The 15,696-nt window shown below is 51.5% G+C and carries 11 protein-coding genes; 9 read left to right on the plus strand and 2 right to left on the minus strand.

Translation table 11 applies throughout. The features are described 5' to 3' along the window. The first annotated feature begins 227 nt into the window (after window positions 1-227). Window positions 228-1,508: a YidR family protein gene (locus LCF41_RS00190; RefSeq protein ID WP_225086395.1), complete on the plus strand. Its 1,281-nt coding sequence runs from the start codon at window positions 228-230 to the stop codon at window positions 1,506-1,508. A 36-nt stretch (window positions 1,509-1,544) separates the two neighbouring features. Here the strand turns inward: LCF41_RS00190 and LCF41_RS00195 are convergent, their stop codons facing one another. Further along, window positions 1,545-1,970 carry a YceK/YidQ family lipoprotein gene (locus LCF41_RS00195; RefSeq protein ID WP_225086396.1) on the minus strand — a complete coding sequence of 142 codons (426 nt, stop codon included), beginning with the start codon at window positions 1,968-1,970 and terminating at the stop codon, window positions 1,545-1,547. Between the two features lie 386 nt (window positions 1,971-2,356). Between LCF41_RS00195 and ibpA the strand changes: the two genes are divergently transcribed. The 6 genes from ibpA to dcuR all read left to right on the plus strand — a co-directional run bounded on the left by ibpA (window position 2,357) and on the right by dcuR (window position 9,842). After that, a complete protein-coding gene (gene ibpA / locus LCF41_RS00200) occupies window positions 2,357-2,770 on the plus strand; it encodes a small heat shock chaperone IbpA (RefSeq protein WP_005976748.1) in 414 nt (137 codons plus the stop codon). Window positions 2,771-2,934: 164 nt separating this feature from the next. Further along, window positions 2,935-3,387 carry a small heat shock chaperone IbpB gene (gene ibpB, locus LCF41_RS00205; RefSeq protein WP_225086397.1) on the plus strand — a complete coding sequence of 151 codons (453 nt, stop codon included), beginning with the start codon at window positions 2,935-2,937 and terminating at the stop codon, window positions 3,385-3,387. A 158-nt stretch (window positions 3,388-3,545) separates the two neighbouring features. Beyond that, window positions 3,546-5,204: a putative transporter gene (locus LCF41_RS00210; RefSeq protein WP_225086398.1), complete on the plus strand. Its 1,659-nt coding sequence runs from the start codon at window positions 3,546-3,548 to the stop codon at window positions 5,202-5,204. Between the two features lie 703 nt (window positions 5,205-5,907). Next, complete coding sequence (locus tag LCF41_RS00215; protein WP_225086399.1) at window positions 5,908-7,320, plus strand: anion permease; 1,413 nt, start codon at window positions 5,908-5,910, stop codon at window positions 7,318-7,320. Between the two features lie 178 nt (window positions 7,321-7,498). Beyond that, window positions 7,499-9,127 carry a sensor histidine kinase gene (locus LCF41_RS00220; RefSeq protein ID WP_225086400.1) on the plus strand — a complete coding sequence of 543 codons (1,629 nt, stop codon included), beginning with the start codon at window positions 7,499-7,501 and terminating at the stop codon, window positions 9,125-9,127. Further along, window positions 9,120-9,842, plus strand: coding sequence for a two-component system response regulator DcuR (dcuR, locus tag LCF41_RS00225; RefSeq protein ID WP_010281107.1), 723 nt, complete (start codon window positions 9,120-9,122; stop codon window positions 9,840-9,842). The genes LCF41_RS00220 and dcuR overlap by 8 nt, the downstream gene beginning before the upstream one ends. 198 nt (window positions 9,843-10,040) lie before the next feature. Here the strand turns inward: dcuR and LCF41_RS00230 are convergent, their stop codons facing one another. Next, window positions 10,041-11,384, minus strand: coding sequence for a 2-hydroxycarboxylate transporter family protein (locus tag LCF41_RS00230; RefSeq protein WP_225086401.1), 1,344 nt, complete (start codon window positions 11,382-11,384; stop codon window positions 10,041-10,043). A 1,441-nt stretch (window positions 11,385-12,825) separates the two neighbouring features. On the opposite strand from LCF41_RS00230, the gene dppA reads away from it, so the two are divergent. Beyond that, window positions 12,826-14,433 carry a dipeptide ABC transporter periplasmic-binding protein DppA gene (gene dppA / locus LCF41_RS00235; protein WP_225086402.1) on the plus strand — a complete coding sequence of 536 codons (1,608 nt, stop codon included), beginning with the start codon at window positions 12,826-12,828 and terminating at the stop codon, window positions 14,431-14,433. Between the two features lie 233 nt (window positions 14,434-14,666). Further along, on the plus strand, window positions 14,667-15,686 hold the full coding sequence (dppB, locus tag LCF41_RS00240; protein ID WP_012772789.1) for a dipeptide ABC transporter permease DppB: 1,020 nt from the start codon (window positions 14,667-14,669) through the stop codon (window positions 15,684-15,686). Window positions 15,687-15,696: the final 10 nt, after the last annotated feature.

Consider the following 15,696-nt stretch of genomic DNA (forward strand, 5'->3'; position numbering starts at 1 on the left):
TCCTTTTCTGATTTGATAGGTGAAAGGGGGCTGCCCTTTCGATAGGAAGAATGTTACGCCGATGCTAATAAATTAAAAAACGGATGTTATTGAGAGATTTATTCTATTTTTTTGAATGACATTATTGATTGTTGTTTGTTTTTTTTAAATATAAAACAATGTGTTATACATAAAACTGAAATTTATTTACAAAAAATTGACTGATATTGAATAAGTGGGGTGATGTATTGTCTGTTGAGGTTCGAATAACGTTTAATGCTGCTGGTCATCAAATTACCAATATTAATTGCTGGTCATGTGATGGAAACTGGCTGGTTTATGACATAAGACCCTATGGATCTTCATTCACAGGGCTGACAATTGAGCGAGTACACCTGACAAGCCGGGAAACCGAGGTAATTTATCGGGCGACGGCGGGGGCGCACGTGGGCGTGGTGACCTGTAGCCCGCAGGAACCGCTACGCTATGTCTTTATTCACGGGCCGGAAAACCCAGACAGCGAGTGGCAGTATGATTTTCACCATCGCCGTGGAACGATAGTGGCGGATCGTCAGCGCGATGAGGCCATCACGCTTGATGCTTTCTCTATTACGCCGCCTTATCAGGCTGGCGCGCTGCGTGGTGGTACGCATGTCCACGTCTTCAGCCCGGATGCCAGCCGCCTGAGCTTTACCTATAACGACCATGTGCTGCATGAGCGCGATCCGGCATTGAACTTGCGCAATGTGGGCGTGGCGGTGCCGCTACAGGCTGTCGCCGTTGAGAAACGCCATCCGCGTGAATATGACGGTAGCCACTATTGTGTGCTGGTCAGCCAAACAACGCCGCAGCCTCAGCCCGGCAGCGATGAAATCAACCGTGCCTATGAAGAAGGCTGGGTAGGAACGGCCGGCTATATCCAGCAAGATGGCTCGCGGCAGCGCTGGGCGTTGGCGTTTATCGGCGATACGCGTGCGGCGGATGGGACGACGGTTCCGGAGATCTTTATCGTCGATTTGCCGAACGCGCTGGAAGATTACGCCAAAGAAGGGGAGGCGCCACTGGCAGGGACGGCAACGTCAATGCCTGCGCCGCCAGCAGGCGTGCAGCAGCGGCGTTTAACGTTTACGCACTCGCGGCGTTATCCTGGTCTGGTGAATCAGCCGCGCCATTGGCTACGTACCTCGCCCGACGGCAGTGAGATTGCTTTCCTGATGCGGGATGAGGCAGGCGTGGTGCAGCTGTGGATGATTTCTCCGAACGGCGGTGAACCAAGACAGGTAACGCGTACGGAACACGGCGTACAGTCTGCCTTTAACTGGCACCCGAGCGGACGTTCTCTGGCGTTTGTGTGTGACAACAGCATCATGCTGTGTGATGCGCAAAGCGGTGAGCTGGTTCGGCTAACGACACGGACGGACAGCCCACCCAGTGGGGATGCCGTGGTTTTTTCACCTGACGGGAAGCACATTGCGTATATGCGGGAGATTGACGGCTTTAATCAGCTTTTTGTGGTGACCACCGCGTAACGGGTACACGCGAGTTCATGGCGAGCACGGCTGTTATCAAAGCTGATCGTGCGGCGCGTTGTCATGAGAACTCGTGTCGCTATGAGAGATCGTATTGCTGTGGGATACCGTATTGCTATGCGGCATCGTGGCAAGCTGTGAACTGGCGGTTTGGTTTTGCTCTTCGCTGTGTAAAATGCGTTCGCGTGTTGACAGCGTGTTCTTATCGTTGCCCGCGCGGTAGTAGTCGTAGGGCAGCAGCAGCGTGTCAGCAACCGCCGAGAACGGCAGGTCAATCGCCACCAGCGGCATCATGGCCCAACTGGTGTCGTCGTCACGCAGCATATCCACACTGGCGCGCGTACCGGAATAGTAGCCCTGATCGTTTCCGGTGTGCGTCATCACGCTGGAGCAGCCGCTGGTCGCCACCGCGCCGCTACTGGTGATGATGAAAGAGAACAATGCGCTTTTCAGTAAGGTCATATTACTTGTCCATTAATAACCTGCTGCCAGAGCGGGTCGAAGCCTAATATTGGTCACTTAAGTCCGTTGTTAGGGGAAATACAGGGGGAGGTTCCCGCAGGGAGGCCTCACCCCTGTGGTCGCCCCGTGTATCTCGATGCTTAAACGATCGGCACTTGGCCAAATCTGCCTATTTTGAGTGTATGTGATAACGCCCGCAGTGCGAGTGAATATTGCATGAAACGTAGCGATTTTTCCTTTTTGCCTCTTGAAAGTCTGAGGGGGGTCACCATATTGATAATAAGCCGGAAGAAAATGATACGCCGTCAGGGTATCTGTCCCGGCTGTGAGCCTGTCCTTAGGGAAGGTAAAAATAAATCCTCGCTGCATGTTTAGGAGGCTGTTTTATGCGTAACCCCGATTTTTCTCCGCTGTACCGTTCCGCTATTGGTTTTGATCGCCTGTTCAATCTATTAGAAACCGGCCAGACCCAGAGTAACGGCGGCTATCCTCCCTACAACGTCGAGCTGGTTGACGAGAACCAATACCGTATTGCGATTGCCGTAGCGGGCTTCGCCGAGCAAGAACTGGACATCACAGCACACGATAACTTATTGATTGTAAAAGGCGCCCACGCCGGTGAGCAGGTTGCCCGCAACTACCTGTATCAAGGTATTGCCGAGCGCAACTTCGAGCGTAAATTCCAACTGGCCGAACATATTCAGGTAAAAGGCGCCAATCTGGAAAACGGGCTGCTGTACATCGATCTCGAGCGCATCGTGCCGGAAGCGATGAAGCCGCGCCGGATTGAAATCAAGTAAATCAACATTACGTTATTTGCACGAATCGCGCATTGCCTGAAAGGGCAGCGCCATAAATAAGCATATCGTCTGCCGAATGGGGACGACGTCAGCTATGGCATCGTGGCTGGCATAAGGTATGCCCGTATGGGCACTTAATCTCGCTTCTTAGAAGGAGTCATATCATGCGTAACTACGACTTATCACCTTTACTGCGTCAGTGGATCGGTTTCGACAAATTAGCCAGCTCAATGCAAGGCAGCCAGGAACCGATTGATTTTCCTCCGTATAACATCGAGAAGAAAGACGACAACCACTACCGCATCACGCTGGCGCTGGCGGGGTTCCGACAGAGCGATCTGGATATCGAAGTTGAAGGCCCGCGCCTGACCGTGAAAGGTTCTCCGGCACCGACTCAGAAAACCGTGGAGTATCTGCATCAGGGGCTGGTATTTAAGCCTTTCACGCTGAGCTTTACGCTGGCCGAGCATCTGCATGTGTCTGATGCACATTTTGAAAATGGCCTGCTGCACATCGATCTGGTGCGTGATGTACCGGAAGCCTTGCAGCCCCAGCGCATCGCCATCGGCGGTGGCCGTCCGGCATTGAACCAGCAGCCCGCTGAAGATGCGTCATAACGCGACATCCGCGTCATTAACCTGATGATTTCCCGCGCCCGTCTCATTACGGGCGCGGTTTTGTGTTGCCCGCCACGTTTCCTTACCCAGCATTCTGCCAGAATCAAAAATAGCAGCAGTGGCATTTCCCAATAAAAACGTCCGCAAAGGATACGGGTATGAGTGATATCGCACTTACCGTGAGTATGCTGGCGCTGGTTGCGGTTCTGGGGTTATGGATCGGCAATTGGCGGATTTATGGCGTCGGTTTAGGGATTGGCGGGGTCCTGTTCGGTGGGATCATCGTCGGGCATGTTGCCCATCAGTACCAGATTCAACTGAATGATGACATGTTGCACGTCATTCAGGAGTTCGGGCTGATTCTGTTTGTCTATACCATTGGCATTCAGGTCGGGCCAGGTTTCTTTTCCTCTCTGCGCGTATCGGGCCTGCGCCTGAACGCGTTCGCCCTGCTGACGGTTTTCCTCGGCTGTGTCGTGACCGTCCTGCTGCACAAACTGCTCAATATTCCTTTACCCATTATCCTCGGTATTTTTTCCGGTGCGGTGACTAACACGCCGTCGCTGGGCGCGGGTCAGCAGATTCTGACCGATCTCGGGTCGAGTTCGGCATTGGTTAACCTGATGGGGACGGGCTACGCGATGGCGTATCCGCTGGGGATCTGCGGAATTTTACTGGTGATGTGGCTGATGCGCGTGCTGTTCCGCGTGGCGGTGGAGAACGAGGCGAAGCAGTTTGAAGTCAGCAACGGCCAGCATCATGAACAACTGCACACCATGAATGTGTCGGTGACGAATACCAATCTGCAAGGGCTGGCGATTCAGGATGTGCCGATTCTGAATCGCGACACCATTGTCTGCTCCCGTTTAAAACGCGGCGATGAGCTGATGGTGCCGTCGCCGCAGACGCTCATTCAGCTGGGCGACTATCTGCATCTGGTTGGAGCGAAAAACGATCTTGAGCAGGCGCGGCTGGTCATCGGGCATGAAGTGGAGACATCGCTCTCGACGCGCGGTACGGATCTGCACGTTGAACGCGTGGTGGTGACGAATGAGAAGGTGCTGGGACGCAAGATTCGTGAACTTAATCTGAAGCAAAACTACGACGTGGTGATTTCGCGTCTGAACCGTGCGGGCGTTGAGCTGGTTGCCAGCAATCAGGCCAGCCTGCAATTTGGCGACATTCTGAATCTGGTCGGGCGAAAAGCGGCGATCGATGCCGTGGCGGATATCGTGGGAAACGCGCAGCAAAAACTCCAGCAGGTACAGATGCTGCCCGTCTTTATCGGCATCGGGCTGGGCGTACTGTTGGGCTCGGTGCCGCTGATGATTCCCGGCTTTCCCGTCGCGCTGCGGCTCGGGCTGGCTGGCGGGCCACTGGTAGTGGCGCTGGTTCTGGGGCGCATCGGCGGTATCGGTAAACTGTACTGGTTTATGCCGCCTAGTGCGAACCTGGCGCTGCGCGAGCTTGGCATTGTGCTGTTCCTATCGGTGGTGGGGTTGAAATCCGGCGGCGATTTCATCGATACGTTATTGAACGGCGACGGGGTGTGGTGGATTGGTTACGGTGCGCTGATTACCATTGTGCCGCTGTTGCTGGTCGGCATACTGGCGCGCACGCTGGGTAAGATGAACTATCTGACGCTGTGCGGCATGCTGGCCGGTTCCATGACCGATCCGCCCGCATTGGCATTTGCCAATGGGTTGCACTCAACCAGCGGTGCGGCAGCGCTGTCTTATGCCACGGTTTATCCGCTGGCGATGTTTCTGCGCATTATGTCGCCGCAGCTATTAGCTGTACTTTTTCTCACCCTCTAAATGTTATCAGCTGGATAAAAAATACTATTTTTTCGCCGGGAAAGGGGTATTTGTTTTTTTATTTATGAATAGAGGAATACCTGAGTAAATAAATAAGGAATGGATAACTCACTGTCTGGAAAAGAATTATATTATCATTATTAGGTATAAGGTTTTTTTATCATTTACTTATCGTTAATTACGTTAATTTTATGTTCCATTAATGTCAAATATTGTTGAATTTAAACGATTTTTTATCAGGAAATTAAAGCCGTGATAGTTTCTTAAATAAATTAATGAACCCCTTTAGTAACTAAAGTAACGCTATTTTACAGGCGCATTATAATACTATCTCTTCATTAATTACTTGATTTGATAAGACGAGAGAAGCACCCTGAACCCTTGTTTTCTCGTCTTTTTTTTCCGCAGATGATTCCTGTTGCGTTGTTTTCGGCAGGGTGACGAAGGAAGAATAACGAAATACCCACTCCTCCGCACGGGACATCCGTCGTGAATATCGCCTGAATAATTCGAGTACAGCACAAATTCGAATTATGACGGGGATATGCCCTAAATAATTCGAGTCGCAGGAAGGCGGCAACTGCACGAATCCCCAGGAGCTTACATCAGTAAGTGACTGGAGTGAGTAAAGGAAGCCAACGCATATGCGGCTTGAAGTATGACGGGGAATACAGAATCCGTTTTAATGAAGAGTGGTGTTCTTATGTCTGCGAATAATAGCAGGTTGTTAAAGCTTCTAGTTATCCTTTGTATTGCCGGTGGTTTATGGCTATTGCCGGTTCCCGATGGGGTTAAACCCGATGCCTGGCATCTGATGGCGATTTTCATTGCCACGGTTGTCGGTCTGATTCTCTCTCCTTACCCGCTTGGCGCGATGGCGATGTTCAGCCTGACCTCGGTCGCCATCTTAGGGTTATTATCCATTAAAGATGTGCTGGCGGGCTTTAGCGATCCCACCATTTGGATGATCGCCTGCGCCTTCTTTATCTCTCGTGGCTTTATCAAAACCGGCTTTGGTCGACGTATTGGCCTGCTCTTTATCAGCAAGCTGGGGAATAGCTCTCTCGGTCTGGCGTATGGTCTGGTGTTTACCGACCTGCTGTTCGCCCCAGCGATGCCTTCCACATCTGCACGCTGCGGTGGGATTATCACGCCGCTGTTTCGCTCTATTGCCGAAGCCTACGATTCCACGCCGGAGAAAGGCACACAGCGTCGCATTGGTGCGTTTTTGGTGCAGTCCATTTTCCAATGTAATGCCGTGACTTCCGCGATGTTCATGACCTCCATGGCGGGTAACCCGATGGTGGCGAAACTGGCTTCGCAGTTCGGCATTCACATCAGTTGGACGGATTGGGCATTGGCGACACTGCTGCCAGGCTTTCTGTCTCTGGCGCTGATTCCTTACCTGATCTACCGTTTCTACCCGCCTGAACTGAAGAAAACCTCAGAAATGCGTGCGATCGCCGTCGAAAGACTGCGTGAAATGGGCAAAATGACCCGCGACGAGTGGGTGGTGCTGGGCGTGTTCCTGGGGCTGGTGACCTTCTGGGTGCTGGGCTCCACGTTGAATATCGACGCGACCCTGACCGCACTGGCTGGCCTGAGTGTGCTGTTGCTCAGTCGTGCGCTGAGCTGGGACGACGTGGTGGGTGAGAAAGAAGCCTGGCACACCGTGGTGTGGTTTGCTGTGCTGATGACGCTGGCGGGCCAGCTTAACAAAATGGGCCTGATTGCCTGGCTGGGCGGTCTGGCTGGCAGCGCGGTGAGTGGTATGCACTGGCTGCCGATGCTGGGCCTGCTGCTGCTAGTTTACTACTATAGCCACTATCTGATGGCGAGTGCGATTGCCCACATCAGCGCCATGTATGCGATTTTCGTCTCTATCGCGCTGGCCGCTGGTGCACCGCCGATGCTCACCGTACTGGTGTTCGGTATCTTCAGTAACCTGTTTATGTCTACGACACACTACTCCAGTGGCCCGGCACCGATTCTGTTCGGCACAGGCTACATGCCGCTGGGCACCTGGTGGAAGATCGGTTTCTCCATCAGTCTGGTTATCATCCCTATCTGGCTGGGTGTTGGCAGTATGTGGTGGAAAGTCCTCGGTTTCTGGTAAAAACGTAGATACGTACTGGCTTTCCTGATGCGAGAAATACGCAGCAACACGTTAAGCCTGATTTCCTTTCTCTAAGCCTACACCCTGTCTCTGTGACGGGGCGTAGGCATCACGGCACGCGAAACGCGACGAAACAGTATAAGATAACGGTGTGATGATGTTTGTTTCGGAGAGTGACATGGGCAAAAAAAAGGCACCGCTAAAGCTGGGAACATCGGTGTTTCTGATGGTGTCAGTTGTGCTTGGCGCGGTGTTGCTGGTGGTCTATTCCTTGCTGTTTTTTCGCATTAATCAGCTATCAGAAGATCATCTGCGAGAAAAAGCCTTTGCTATTGCTCGCACATTTGCAGCCTCTCCCGTTGTTATTGATGAACTTAAAGGGATTGGTCGACCTGAAGAAGTGCAGCTCGCGGCGGAGACGATTCGCCAGCGTAATCAACTGCTCTTCGTCACGGTGACTGACATGGATACGGTGCGCCATAGCCACCCTGAACCGGAAAGAATTGGTGAGCATTTTGCTGGCCGGGATATCTACCCGGCGCTGTTGGGCATGGAAAATACCGCCATTAACCGCGGGACGCTCGATCCCGCGCTGCGGGTCTTTACGCCGGTTTTCGACAATAACCATAAGCAGGTTGGCGTCGTCGCGCTGGGGATTGCCTTAACCAGCGTGCAGAAAGTGATCAGTGATAACCGCTGGATGATTCCCTGGACGCTGCTGGCAGGGGCGCTGGTTGGCTGGTTGGGTACATTGATTTTGGTGAAGGTCCTCAAGCGCATTATGCTGGGATTCGAGCCGTTTGAAATCTCGAATCTGTTTGAACAGCGCAACGCGATGCTCAAACACATTAAAGAAGGCGTCATCGCGGTCGATCAACAGGGTCGGATTACGGTGATCAATGATGAGGCGCGACGGCTTTTCCGGCAGAATAAGCCGCAGGGCAGTGAAACGCCGGGCCTGAAGCCAGCCGAACGCGTCAGCGAACAGTGGCTTGAACATCTGCACCTGAAACAGGTGCTGGAGAGCGGTACGCCACGGCGCGATGAAGAGATTAACTTTAACGGCCACCTGCTGCTGACTAACACCGTGCCGGTCTTTGTGAAGGGCGATATTATCGGCGCGATTGCGACGTTCCGTGATAAAACAGAGATCAGCCAACTGCTGCAACGGTTGAGTGGGATGTCCTACTACGCGGATGCGCTGCGTGCGCAGTCGCACGAGTTTATGAACAAGCTGCACGTCATCCTGGGGATGTTGCACTTAAAGTATTACTCACAGCTGGAAGACTATATCCTTAAGACCGCCAATAATTATCAGGCGGAAATCGGTTCGATTATTCGTAAAGTGAAATCGCCAGTGATTGCCGGCTTCCTGTTGGGTAAAATCAACCGCGCGCGCGATCTCGGCATTACGCTCTCCATCAGCGAGGAGAGCCTGCTGCCGGATACCGATGATGTCGATGCCACTAATGAATTGATTACCGTATTGGGTAATCTGATTGAAAATGCGATGGACGCGATTGATGGGCAGGAAAACTGCGAAATCAGCGTGAGTTTCCATCATCAGAACGGCCGCCTTCACTGCACCGTGGGGGATGACGGCCCCGGCATTTCGCCGGAGAGTCAGGCGCGCATTTATGAACAGGGATTCTCTACCAAAGGCAGCGGGCGCGGTATCGGCCTGTACCTGACCAAACAGAGTCTGGAGAAGATTGGCGGCACTATCGAGTTTGAATCAGAACCTGAGGTGTACACCCAGTTTTTCGTTACTATTCCTTATCAAGCAAGGCTGTTTGACCATGATTAATGTACTGATTGTTGATGACGATGCCATGGTTGCAGAGCTTAACAAATCTTATCTGAACCAGGTTTCTGGATTTAGCTGCTATGCGACCGTCCCCACGTTGCAGCAGGCGCGAAACCTGTTGATGCAACCTGACTCGGAAATCGATTTGGTACTGCTGGACATTTATATGCAGCAGGATAATGGACTGGATCTGCTGCCGACTATCCGTGAGTTCAGTGAAAAGACGGACGTTATCATCATCTCTTCTGCCAGCGATGTGTATACCATCAAGAAAGCGCTGCACTACGGCGTTGTAGATTATCTGATTAAGCCGTTCCAGTTCTCGCGTTTCGAGCAGGCGCTGACCGCCTATCGCGAAGAAGCAAACTTGTTCAAGCACCGCGATTTTGTTGGGCAGTCGGATATTGATAACCTGATTCGCCGTACCAGCAGCAGCACGGTCAGCGAACGTAAGAAATTGCCGAAAGGGCTGACCAGCCTGACGCTGCGTACCGTCTGCGAGTGGATTGAAGGCAATCAGGGTATCGAGTTCTCAACCGAGATGCTGGCGAATGCGATTGGTATCTCCCGCGTCTCCTGCCGTAAATACCTGATCTACCTGTCTGACACCGGCATCCTGACCACCAATATCCTGTACGGCTCTACCGGCCGACCGGTTTACCTGTATCGTTTACTGCCGGAAAAGCAGGACTCGCTGCGCCAATACTGTGAATAAAAAGCGGTGAGTAAACAAAAACGCCACGGCAATGACCGTTAATACTGTTCACTTAAGCGTGGATTTAGGGGGAAACACGGTGATGAGGTTCCCGCAGGGATACCTCGCACCGTGGTAGCCCCCGGTATCTCGATTCTTAAACGATCGGCATTACGGCAATGACCGTGGCGTTTTTGTTATTGCGGAATCGTGGTTGGGTTAGGCAAACCAGCCCAGAAGCAGCGTGGCGGCGATGACGGTAGACGCGCCGCCGATACGCGTGGCGATCTGTGCGAACGGCATCAGGGACATGCGGTTAGAGGCAGACAGAATCGCAACATCACCTGTACCCCCCAGCCCGCTGTGACAGGTGGTGACGATGGAAGCCTCAATCGGGTACATATTCAGGTAAGGCGCAATCAGGAAACTCACCAGCGCCATGGACAGCACCACAGAACCGCAGACGATGACGTAGCCGACAGAGAAGACCGCCACGACGCTCTCCAGCGGGATATACAACATGCCAAGCCCGATCATCAGCGGCCATACCAGGGAGCTGGAGACGAATTTGTAAACGCTGTGTGCGCCCGTTTCCATGATGGCAGGAATAACACGTCCGTATTTACAGAAGACAGCAATCAGAATCATCAGTACCGGACCAGGGATGTGCACCAGTTTTTCAAACAGGCCACCGATGATGAAGAAGGCGCAAATCATCAACAAGCCACCGCCCATCAGGTGGAAATCGACGGGTTTTGGCGCGTCGTTTACGGCAAACATCGCGTTGTCTTCATCGCTGCGCACCAGACGGCCTTCGCCGTTCAGATCCTTGCGGCGCATACCCAGACGGGACAGCACGCCAGCACACAGAATGGCGAAGATGTTGCCAACAACGGCTGCCGGCGCTAACTGAGCCACATACACATCTGGTGCTTGCCCCAGAATGGCAGAATAGGCGAGAGACAACGGCAGGATGCCTTCCCCAATACCGCCGCCGATAATGGGCACGATAATGAAGAAGAAGGTGTGGTAGAAGCTGTAGCCGCACAGTTTACCGACCAGTAAACCGGTTGCCAGCGCGGTTGCCGTGCCGACGACCAGCGGAACGAACATACGTATCATCCCCTGAATCAGTATCTTGCGGTTCATACCCAGGATACTGCCAACCACCAGACAGGCGATGACGAAATACAGGAAGTTCGCCTCTTTCATCAGCAGGTGGACGGTTTTCATGGTGTTGTCGTTGAACAGCTCAAAATACACCATGACGGAAGGCACCATCAGGCACAGAATCGCCGGGCCACCGATATCTTTGAACACCGGGATGTTGCTGCCAATGTGTGCCAGTAAAAAGCCCATTGTCATGATGACGGCGAAACCGCCGATCATGTTTTTAGGCAGGTATCCTTCATAGGCCGCGATAGCGACAATGGCGGCAATCGCCATAAAAAGTGCAACGGGAACGGAGCCGATTTTCTTTTTAAACAAGCTGCCGATAAACGATGACTGTGTTTCCAGCGCGAGATCGTTCTCACATAGAATATCAGTTTCAATTTTTTTCATTATATTCACCCTGCTAGGACAGTTGGTACAGAAAGAAATGACATGCCTGCCGCGTCATGTTGTTTCGATATTTCTTGTGCGTCGTTATCGACGTTTTTGTCGTCGATATCGGTATGTTTATCGAACGTTATTAATGCCAATAGCGGCGGATGTTTATTATCAAAAAAGCAGCAAATACGTTTTTTTGTTTTTTATCAGTTAGTAACAAAAAGATAAGAAAGAGTGGATGTTATTTAACAATGAATCTTGTTGGAGGGTAATTTAGCATGAGGGAATGTTAAAAATAATACGTTAATTGCGTATTTGTGAACTTATCAGCAACTCCATTTTAAATAACTTATATTGTTTTTTTGTAATTAAAATAATTTATTGAGTGCATCGAAGGAGTTAAAAAAGGGGAGTGAGGTAAATCACAGAGTGAAAATACCACTTTATGGGAATAAGTAAATAGCGCACTTTCATTTTAGTGAAAATATTTATTTAACTAAAATAGCCAGTTAATTATTGAGTAATATCATTTTCTTGCGGGTCGCTACCCAGGCGATGCTACTGCGAACAGAATGCGTCCTCAACCCTACATCAGTTGCCTTTTTATCTATGCTTTATCTAACGGATGTCTTCAGCAACGGATCTCTGGTAACGACTATCCCACAGATAAACAATGCAGGAGAAGCCCAGTTGGAGGAGGGGGAAAAGGCGTTTCTTCCGTCGCACAAAGTTTTTTTCTGTAGCGTAGATAGTCCAGTTCCTGCTTATGGTGCCGCGGCAGATATCAGAATTTCTTATTATCTGTCAGGATTTTCACCTGCTGTTAACGTTTTTAACAAAAAATAGTGCTCAAATCTTGGACATGTAAGACCAGATGACTATAGTTTTTTTAATGGTGATAATTTCTTTATGTCGGCAATGTATCGGGTTTTATCGCTGTTTTTTAATAAAAAGACAAAACATCCACCTTTTGTAAGGTGATGGGCTTGTATTTTCTCTTTTAAGAAAATGTAAGGAAATTTTGTAAATCCCTACTGCTCATATTGACGTCACCGCCATCTGTTGAGAAATTGAGGGCGTCATAGGGATATAAGGAGGAAAGCAGCGGCTTGTCTGAATGATTCTACGTCTTCATCCAGCATCCGTGAGCGGGTTGTGGCGCGTCGAGGTGTAGGTTGTAGTTATTATGACTATATCCAACAGCGTGGCGGCCATCGGTTTTTGGTAACCCCTTTGCCTCTCCCCATTATTTTAACTTTGCCTTCGGGCGACAGGGTACAGACCACAGCTCGTAAAAAATACAGGTCTGGCCAACCATACCCAATTGATTTCGAGATGCAGAACGAAATATAGCGCTGTTAACCACTGTGCGTTTAACGACAGAATTAACGCGTATGCAGCTTGGAGTATGGCGGGTATAGCACACAACATCATCCACAATGGAGCACAAGTAATGGAAAAATCCCTGGTTAAATCAAGGGTGTTGAAGTTCGGCCTTGGCTTGCTCGCCATGTCCGTCGCCGCAGGCGTTCAGGCAAAAACGCTGGTTTACTGCTCAGAGGGTTCCCCGGAAGGTTTTAACCCACAGCTGTTCACCTCCGGTACGACATTTGATGCCAGCTCTATTCCTATTTATAACCGCCTGGTGGAATTTAAAGACGGCACCACGGACACCACTCCAGGGTTGGCTGAAAAATGGGATATTAGCGAAGATGGCAAAACCTATACTTTCCATCTGCGCAAAGGCGTGAAATGGCAAGACGGCAAAGATTTCAAACCTTCCCGCGAGTTCAATGCTGATGACGTGATTTTCTCCTTCATGCGTCAGCAGGATGCCAACCATCCGTACCACAAAGTGTCTGGCGGCAGCTATGAATACTATCAGGGTATGGGGATGCCAGAGCTGATCAGCAAAATTGAAAAAGTCGATGACTATACCGTCCGCTTTGTGCTGACTCGCCCTGAAGCGCCGTTCCTTGCCGATTTGGCGATGGATTTTGCTTCCATCCTGTCAGCGGAATACGCCGATAATATGCTGAAAGCCGGTACGCCGGAGAAAATCGACCTGAACCCAATCGGTACAGGTCCGTTCCAGCTACAGCAGTACCAAAAAGACTCCCGTATTCTGTACAAAGCCTTTGAAGGCTTCTGGGGCACCAAGCCGGGTATTGACCGTCTGGTCTTCTCCATCACGCCAGATGCTTCTGTACGTTACGCCAAGCTGCAAAAAGATGAATGCCAGATCATGCCGTATCCTAACCCGGCCGATCTCGCGAAGATGAAAGAAGATAAAAACATCACGTTGCTGGAGCAGCCGGGCCTGAACGTCGGCTATCTGTCTTACAACGTTGAGAAAAAACCGCTGGATAACGTCAAGATTCGCCAGGCGCTGAACTATGCGGTTAACAAGTCTGCCATCATCGAAGCGGTTTATCAGGGTGCTGGTCAGGCTGCGACCAACCTGATCCCGCCGACCATGTGGGGCTACAACAACGACGTTAAAGACTACAGCTACGATCCTGAAAAAGCGAAAGCACTGCTGAAAGAAGCAGGTATGGCTGACGGTTTCTCAATCGACCTGTGGGCAATGCCAGTACAGCGTCCGTACAACCCGAACGCACGTCGTATGGCGGAAATGATTCAGTCCGACTGGGCGAAAGTTGGCGTGAAAGCCAAAATCGTCACCTACGAGTGGGGCGAGTATCTGAAGCGTGCGAAAGACGGCGAACACCAGACCGTGCTAATGGGCTGGACGGGTGACAACGGGGATCCGGATAACTTCTTCGCGACCCTGTTCAGCTGCGATGCAGCTAAAAATGGCTCCAACTACTCCAAGTGGTGCTACAAGCCGTTTGAAGAGTTGATCCAACCCGCGCGCGCCGTTTCCGATCACGAAAAACGTATTGAGCTGTACAAACAAGCACAGGTGGTGATGCACGATCAGGCTCCGGCACTGATTGTTGCGCACTCCACCGTGTATGAACCAGTACGTAAAAATGTGAAAGGTTATGTGGTTCAGCCGCGTGGTGTGCATAGCTTCAACAACGTGACGTTGGATTAAGTCAGCCACTCGTTTTTCACGGACATTGAAAACCCCGACCTTGCGGTTTCTCGTTAGAGGAGCCGTGGAGGCGGGGTTTCTTGCCCGTTACGTTTTTATGGCAGATTTCCTGCCCGCCAGCCGGCGGGCCGTCGCACACGACGTTTAAAATCGTTTCTGACGATTTTTTAGCTGTGAGCAATGATAAGCCTGATGGCCAACGAGCCAGCGGGCATAAATAGAGAGTTCGGGATATGTTGCAGTTCATACTCCGGCGTTTGGGGCTCGTTATCCCAACGTTTATTGGTATCACCCTGTTGACCTTCGCATTCGTGCACATGATTCCGGGCGATCCGGTCATGATCATGGCGGGGGAACGTGGTATTTCCGCCGAGCGCCATGCGCAATTGCTGGCTGAAATGGGGCTGGACAAGCCGCTTTGGCAGCAATACATCCACTATATCGGCGGTGTGTTGCAGGGCGATCTGGGAATCTCCCTTAAGAGCCGTATCCCCGTGTGGGAAGAATTTGTGCCTCGCTTCAAAGCGACGCTGGAACTGGGTATCTGTGCGATGCTGTTTGCTATCGCGGTTGGGATCCCGGTTGGTGTGCTGGCTGCGGTTAAACGCGGTTCCATTTTCGATCATACCTCTGTTGGCCTGGCGCTGACGGGCTACTCCATGCCTATCTTCTGGTGGGGCATGATGCTGATTATGCTGGTCTCCGTTCAGCTCAACCTGACGCCTGTTTCGGGGCGCATCAGCGACACGATTTTCCTTGATGACAGTATGCCACTGACTGGCTTTATGCTGATCGACACCCTGTTCTGGGGCGAGAAAGGCGATTTTATCGACGCGGTTGAACACATGATTCTGCCTGCCATCGTGTTGGGCACCATCCCGCTGGCCGTGATTGTGCGTATGACGCGTTCCGCGATGCTGGAAGTGCTGGGCGAGGACTACATCCGTACCGCCCGCGCCAAAGGACTGAGCCGCCTGCGTGTCATTGTCGTGCATGCGTTGCGTAATGCGATGCTGCCAGTGGTGACGGTCATTGGCTTGCAGGTCGGCACCATGCTGGCCGGGGCGATCCTGACGGAAACCATTTTCTCCTGGCCGGGGCTGGGACGGTGGTTGATCGATGCGTTGCAGCGTCGTGACTATCCGGTGGTTCAGGGCGGCGTGCTGCTGGTAGCAACCATGATCATTCTGGTTAACCTGCTGGTGGATGTGCTCTACGGCGTGGTTAACCCACGCATCCGTCACAAGAAATAAGGGGAAGGCT

It is taken from the genome of Pectobacterium colocasium (genome assembly GCF_020181655.1).
GTDB lineage: Bacteria > Pseudomonadota > Gammaproteobacteria > Enterobacterales > Enterobacteriaceae > Pectobacterium > Pectobacterium colocasium.

Coding starts and splice junctions, on each gene's coding strand:
- LCF41_RS00195 (WP_225086396.1), bottom strand. CDS start 1,970: ATGACCTTACTGAAAAGCGCATTGTTCTCTTTCATCATCACCAGTAGC.
- dppA (WP_225086402.1), top strand. CDS start 12,826: ATGGAAAAATCCCTGGTTAAATCAAGGGTGTTGAAGTTCGGCCTTGGC.
- LCF41_RS00230 (WP_225086401.1), bottom strand. CDS start 11,384: ATGAAAAAAATTGAAACTGATATTCTATGTGAGAACGATCTCGCGCTG.
- ibpA (WP_005976748.1), top strand. CDS start 2,357: ATGCGTAACCCCGATTTTTCTCCGCTGTACCGTTCCGCTATTGGTTTT.
- ibpB (WP_225086397.1), top strand. CDS start 2,935: ATGCGTAACTACGACTTATCACCTTTACTGCGTCAGTGGATCGGTTTC.
- LCF41_RS00210 (WP_225086398.1), top strand. CDS start 3,546: ATGAGTGATATCGCACTTACCGTGAGTATGCTGGCGCTGGTTGCGGTT.
- LCF41_RS00215 (WP_225086399.1), top strand. CDS start 5,908: ATGTCTGCGAATAATAGCAGGTTGTTAAAGCTTCTAGTTATCCTTTGT.
- dppB (WP_012772789.1), top strand. CDS start 14,667: ATGTTGCAGTTCATACTCCGGCGTTTGGGGCTCGTTATCCCAACGTTT.
- LCF41_RS00220 (WP_225086400.1), top strand. CDS start 7,499: ATGGGCAAAAAAAAGGCACCGCTAAAGCTGGGAACATCGGTGTTTCTG.
- dcuR (WP_010281107.1), top strand. CDS start 9,120: ATGATTAATGTACTGATTGTTGATGACGATGCCATGGTTGCAGAGCTT.